Origin of the sequence: Streptomyces sp. NPDC016845 (genome assembly GCF_044332585.1) — a bacterium.
Lineage (GTDB): Bacteria > Actinomycetota > Actinomycetes > Streptomycetales > Streptomycetaceae > Streptomyces.
On the sequence record NZ_JBIRPI010000038.1, the window covers coordinates 37,155 to 43,646 of the forward strand.

Annotated in this window: 3 protein-coding genes; all 3 read left to right on the forward strand. The window is 67.9% G+C overall.

Annotated elements, in window-relative coordinates:
- The first annotated feature begins 167 nt into the window (after nt 1-167).
- From ACH4RC_RS40295 to ACH4RC_RS40305, 3 genes are read left to right on the forward strand one after another with little or no spacing between them, the layout of a single operon-like run.
- On the forward strand, nt 168-1,220 hold the full coding sequence (locus ACH4RC_RS40295) for a trypsin-like peptidase domain-containing protein (RefSeq protein ID WP_398209666.1): 1,053 nt from the start codon (nt 168-170) through the stop codon (nt 1,218-1,220).
- 2 nt (nt 1,221-1,222) lie between these two features.
- A complete protein-coding gene (locus tag ACH4RC_RS40300; protein WP_398209667.1) occupies nt 1,223-2,314 on the forward strand; it encodes a hypothetical protein in 1,092 nt (363 codons plus the stop codon).
- Nucleotides 2,307-6,407, forward strand: coding sequence for an AAA family ATPase (locus ACH4RC_RS40305; RefSeq protein ID WP_398209669.1), 4,101 nt, complete (start codon nt 2,307-2,309; stop codon nt 6,405-6,407). Before ACH4RC_RS40300 ends, ACH4RC_RS40305 begins: the two co-directional genes overlap by 8 nt.
- Nucleotides 6,408-6,492: the final 85 nt, after the last annotated feature.

Genomic DNA, 6,492 nt, shown 5'->3' on the forward strand with positions numbered 1-6,492 from the left:
CCATCGTGAGCGGGCGCGGCGATCGTGGGCGGGCACGGCGATCGTGCGGATCTGGCCCAGCCGTAGCACCGTCACACACCTGGCTGTGGCGTCGCGAGACCAAGCTGCAGATGCCCGGCGTCGTGCCGAGCCCGGCGTCGAAGCGCGATAACGCGCGGTAAGGGGGCATGATGACCGGGATCCTGGACGAGTTCCCTCTGGACTTCTCCCGCCCCCAGCTGCGCGCCTTGCGGGACCTCTTGTCCCGGGCAATCTTCCAGCCCCGCGACGTACAGGCCATGGTCATCGACGCCGGGCTGAATCCGGGGATGATCGACTTCTCAGGAAACGCGTCGCTGCAGTGGTACTCGATCCTCACCGAGGCCCGCGCAGAGGAACGCGTTTCCGACCTGTTGGGCGCCGTCCGACACAGACAGCCGCCGCTGGGCACGCGGATCGACGAACTCGTCGGCGAGCACCCCGTGCTGGAGCCGGGTACCGGCCCCGCTGACGATCTCACCGACGCGAAGGGGCCCGGCTGGAAGGGGTTCGGCGCTGAGCGGCTCGTCGTCTCGAACATCGACACCCTGCTAGGAGTCGCGTTCCTGTCCGTCGGGCTGGATCGCAGCAGGTCGATCTGCCGCGTCAGGTCAACGTTCGACGGCCGTCAGTCATATGGGACGGGGTCCCTCATCGGCCCGGACCTGCTGCTGACCAACCATCACGTCCTGCACGACTGGGACGGCGACGGGCGAGCAGCGCGGACGGTCGAGGCCTGGTTCGATTACGAGCTGGACCAGGCCGGCCGGACGAGGCCGCTGTCCGTCGTCTCCTGCGAGCCCGTGACGATCGTTGGCGACGGCGAGCACGACTGGGCCGTTGTCCGTACTTCCGCGCCACCGCCGAACACGAGTGCGGTGCTCGACCTGACGCTCGCGAGCCCGCCACGCGAAGACGACTACGTCTTCATCATTCAGCATCCGGACGGGGGACCGAAGATGATCGGACTCAGCCACAATCTCGTGCGCTACGTGGACGACGACGTCATCCAGTACTGGACGGACACGAAGGCGGGGTCCTCGGGCGCGCCCGTGTTCAACAGTCGTTGGGAGGTCGTCGGGCTGCATCACCGTTGGGTGGAGGCACCTGAAGGTGAGGGCGTTGCGTACCGGAACCAGGGCCGCAGGATCGAGCGCATTCTGGCCGGGATACGCGGCCGGGGTATCGATGTGGGGGTGTAGGCATGCTCGCGTTCGACGATCCCGCGCTCAGCGACCCCCGTGACGAGCGGGTCCAGCTGATCGTCGACATGCTCACCAGGAACGTCTACGGCGAGGCGCAGGTGACGGCTGCATTACTCACGGCCGGACTGATTCCGGGCAACTATCCGCTCTCGACAGCACAGCTCACCTGGACGACGGCGGTGCCGGACGCTGCGCGGTGCGGGACGCTCGGCGCCCTGGTCCAGGGCGTGATCGCCTCCAACCGCGCCTTCGGGAAGGACCTCGAGCGACGCATCGACCAGCTGCTGCGGTCCACCTCGGGACGACAGGGCTGGTACCACAACGACGACCCGTACTCGTGCGCGTTCGTCGGCCTGCGCAGCGCCCGTGCCGTCATCGACCGAGTCGAACTACGGAAGGGCCTACGCGATCTCGCCAAGGGCGAGTACCGGATCCTCGTGGTGCACGGGACGCCCAGATCCGGCAAGTCCCACACGTGGGTCTTGGTGGACCATCTCCGAAACGCAGGCGAGCTGGTCGGGAGCAACCGCTTCGCACGGGTGACGACGCACGCGTGGAGCGGGCAGGTCACCGGTGAGGACCTGGCGCGCTCGCTGGCGGCCAAGCTGGGACTCAGCGTCGACCTCGCGCCCAGCGCAGAACTCGAAGACACCCGGGTCCGCAAGTTCCTCGACCGATTCACAGGCCTCTACCCCCATGACGGCGTCACTCGCTGGATCATCCTGGACGGATTGGACCGGCCCGGCGTCCAAGACAGCGCACGGGACCTGGCGAAGAATCTTATGAGGCTCGTGGAGGATGGGGAACTCCAGCAGACCCGGCTCATCGTGACCGGCTTGGACCCACTCGGCCTGCAGATCGGGTATGCGGCGCGTGAGGAGAAGATCCCCGTGATCAATCGCGCGTTGGTGTCTTCGTTCCTCAGGGACCTGGCCCCCCACCTTGGCCGGACCGTGACAGACGCCGAGCTCGACGAGTGTCTCTGCGAGGTTCTCGGCCCAGGCCCGGAGCAGCGCGATCTCGGAGAAGTTGAGCGGGCCGTCGTCCGGCTCGTGAGGACTCGCTGGGTACAGGGGGAAGCCCATGGTTGATGGAAACCGGTACGTCGAGACGGCGATGGCGGACACCGACGACCGCCATCTGCGCGCCGCGGTACTGTCCGTATTCGACCTGCCTTGGATCGAGCCGACCCTGTCCGAAGCAGACGTGGACGACGCCACCGCATTCCTGTCGACCTCGTGCGAGCGCGTTCTCGATCCCGAGGGAAAGCCACGCTGGCGTATGCGGGACGACGAGCGGGTGCGCGTTCTGCGCACCGTGCCCAAGGCGAAGCTGCGCGCCGTGCTGGACAGCGTGACAACCCGACCCGACGAGCCCTTGCAACACCTCCTGGAGCAGTACCTGCACAGCGGCTTACCACCGGCGGAAGATCTGGGACCAGCGGAACTGAGTGGCCTGCTGCAGCTGGAACGTTGGTTCGGAAGCCGTGCCGGGATTCCCGCGGCGCAACAGGTGCAGTCCCGGCTGGACTGGCTGAATCTCCTCGCACCGCTGCAACGGCTGCTCGCCCGGGGGTTCGTCGGGCGCAAGGACCTGCTGGCCAGGCTCACCGGATTTGTCCAGCAGCCCGGCACTTCAGGCCCGTTCGTCATCGAGGGCGTGGGAGGCAGCGGTAAGTCCACCGTGCTCGCCCGCCTCATCCCGGAGTTGGCCCGGCGAGGAGACATCGTCGCCTACATCAACTTCGACCGGGCATGGCTCGTGGACGGCGGCGCGTGGGCGCTCGTTGGTGAAGTCGCCCGGCAGGCGGCAGTGCAGCGCTCCAATCTCGGCGACGGAATGATCCGTGTGCGGCGGCAGGTCCAGCGATTCGCCTCCCGTACCGGGTACGAGGACGTCGCGTCCCGGAGCAACCAATCAGTGGAGCGCGTCCCCCGCTTCGTCATGACGGAGCTGAGCGAGCTGATGTCACCGAGGCGGCATCTCGTGATCGTCATCGACACTTTGGAGGAGCTGGCGCGGCGGGAGACCAGCCTGGCCGTTGCTCTCTCCGGCGCCCTCGGGGAGCTGGCTACCGTGCTTCCGGACCTTCGGATCATCGCCGCAGGCCGTGCCCGGCCGAGGTACGGGTTCGAGACTGCGGAGATCTGGCACCTGACCGGGCTGGGGGACGCGGACGCGCTACACCTGCTACGCCTACTCACTGCGGACACCGGAGCGGACCACGCGGCCGCTCCGGACGCCCGCCCCCATCCGGAGGTGCTGCTGCCCCAGATCACGCGAGTCCTCGGAGGGAACCCGCTGAGCCTGCAGTTGGCCGCGGATGTGCTGAACCGCACCGGCAACGACCCGACCCGGATCATCGCAATCGGCGAGGGCGACGTGCAGGGGCAGCTGTACTCGCGCCTGCTGGAACACATCCGCGATCCTCGCGTCCGGGCCATCGCCCACCCCGGGTTGACCGTCCGCAGGCTGACGCCCGACATCATCCGCCGCGTGCTGGCGAAACCGTGCGGCATCTCGCCGCTGAGCGAGGCCGAAGCGGAGGCGGTGTTCTGGGCGCTCACTACTGAGGCGACGCTGTGTGAGAAGTCCGTGGACGGCGACGGTGCCCTCGTCCACCGTCCGGATGTGCGAGCGCTGATGCTGCCATCCATCAAGAGGGACCGGCCGGCGACAACCAGGCAGATCCACGAGGCGGCTGTGCGGTACTACGAGGCGATCGCGCCTGAGTCCGCCGCGCCGTCATCCGGGTTCGGCGTCACGGAGCGGGTCGCCCGGCGGGAGGAGCTCTACCATCGGCTGATGCTCAAGCAGGAGCCGGCGGAGCTGGACCGGCGGTGGCTGTCATCGGTGGCCGAAGACCTGGCATCGGTGATGGACGAGTTGCCATTGCGCTCGCAGCTGTATCTGGTGGGCCGGATCCGCGGGCTCCGGCTGGATCCGGCGGTACGGGCCGAGGCGGACGACGAAGAGTGGTGCCATGCGGTGCGGCCTGCGGTAGAGGCGCGCCTTGAACGCGGGCTTGTCGAGGACGCACTCGCGCTGCTCCGAGAACGGCATGGGCACGACGGCCGATCTCTGCTGGCGGACCTGGAGATCGAGGCGCTGGAGCGGCTGGGGCGAGTAACCGAGGCGCTGGCCCTCGCCGAACGGGAACGGGCGCGTGCCTCGTCGCTCGGCCACGACCACTGGGTCCGACAGATGATCGGCCAGCAGGCCCGGATCTTGGAGCGGATGCAGCGCTGGGGGGAGGCGTGGGCGCTGCTGGAGCCGCTGGCCGTGCTGGACCGCGAACGCCGTGGTCGCACGAGCATGCTGGACGAGGAGGTGCGACTGCGGGAGCTCGTGGTGCTCACCAGCCTGCTGCGGATCGCCCGCCATCAGGGCAGGACGAGCGAGGCCATAGGACAGCTCGCCGCCGAGACCACGGATATCGCCGAGTCGACCCCGGCTCGCCTGCTCACGGGTTCCCCGAGTCTGCTGCGCGACCTCGCCGCGGAAACTGGGGCGCGCTCGCCGAAGATCCTCCAGTTGGCGACCCGAGTACGGGGCACGGACACCGATGGATCAGACACCGCGGATGGTTTGGATCAGATGGTGCCGCAGGAGGTGTTCGAATCCGAGGCGGACAAGTCGCTGGGATACCTGGGGAGGCCGATCACGGACCCTACTCTCGGCATCGCCGTCGACGTCGCGTGGCGAGGAGAACCCCGCAACCGACTGGTCACGATCGGGGATTCGCTCACGCACGGCTTCCAGAGCGGGGCGATCTTCAACACCGACCTGTCCTACCCGGCGATCATCGCGTACGAACTGGGGTGGGCCAAGCACTTCCGGTACCCCACGTACGGCGGGTACGGCGGACTCCCGTTCAACATCGAACTGTTGCTGCGCGACCTGGAGGAACGCTTCGGTCGGGACGTGGATTGGTGGGAAGCGGCACCTGCATTGTTCCGAGCCCGGGGCTTCATGGATCAGGTGGAAGACTACTGGGAGCGCGGGTCGGGCACCGCAAGGCCCCGAACCACCGCCATCCCGCACAACCTTGCGGTGTTCGGCTGGGACCTCCGGGACGCCCTTGAGAAGTCGGCCGACGTGTGCCACAAGCTGATCGGCACGACCAAGGACCATCCGCTGAACCGAGCTGTGCAGAACGCCGTCGAGCGCGCCGCGCTACGCGTGTTGCCCACCGAGCCCCCCGAGGCCAGGGCACTGACGCAGCTGAGCGCAGCCGCACGGCTCGGCGAAGAGGTCGGTGACACCGACCCGGCACACGGGATCGAGACGCTGATCGTGTTCCTGGGCGCCGACAACGCCCTCAAGGCAGTGACCCAACTGCGCGTGGTCTGGAGCGCCGAGGGCTACGACGACCCGGAACGCAAGAAGGCCTACACCGTCTGGCAACCCGCGCACTTCGCAGCCGAACTGCGAAAGGTGGCCGCCCAGGTCCGCGAGATCAAGGCGCGGCACGTCGTGTGGTGCACGGTCCCGCACGTCACCATCGCGCCACTGGCGCGCGGCGTCGGCGGCAAGACCGGACCCGGCTCCCCCTACTTCCGCTACTACACCCGACCGTGGATCAACGACCAGGACTTCGACCCGGTCTGCGACCCGCACCTCACCGCAGACCAGGCACGCAACATCGACAGCGCCATCGACCAGTACAACGACACCATCTCCGCCGTGGTCCGGCACGCCCGGGAGGCAGGCAAGGACTGGTATCTCCTGGACACCGCGGGCCTGATGGATCGACTCGCCTCCCGCCGCTACGCCGAAGATCTGAAGGCCCGCCCACCCTGGTGGCAGCCCTACCCGCTGCCCCCGGAGCTGCAGTCGCTCACGCCCCTGCCCAACTCCCACTTCCTCACCAGCGACGGGGAACGGCGCACCGACGGTGGGCTGTTCTCGCTGGACGGCGTGCATCCCACCACTGTCGCCTACGGCATCCTCGCCCAGGAGCTGATCAACGTCATGCGGCTGGCGGGGGTCACATTCCGTCGGCCTGATGGGCTCACGCCGCGACAGGGACCGGTGCTGGTGGACTTCCAGCGCCTCGTCCGCCGCGACACACTCATCAACCGGCCACCCGGAAACCTGACTGCAAGCCTCCACGTCATCGGCTGGGCGGACGAAGTCCTGGATCTCCTCCGACGCACGCTGTCGTTCGACAGTTACCGGTAGTTCGTTAAATCCGGCGGTATAGGTCAATGCCGTGTCCGGTGGTGACTGCGTCGAGCAGGGCCTGGAGCTCGGAGGGCGGGTCCTT

Bases quoted from the DNA above. Each gene is read 5' to 3' on its own strand.
- ACH4RC_RS40295 (WP_398209666.1), top strand. From the start codon at position 168: ATGATGACCGGGATCCTGGACGAGTTCCCTCTGGACTTCTCCCGCCCC.
- ACH4RC_RS40300 (WP_398209667.1), top strand. From the start codon at position 1,223: ATGCTCGCGTTCGACGATCCCGCGCTCAGCGACCCCCGTGACGAGCGG.
- ACH4RC_RS40305 (WP_398209669.1), top strand. From the start codon at position 2,307: ATGGTTGATGGAAACCGGTACGTCGAGACGGCGATGGCGGACACCGAC.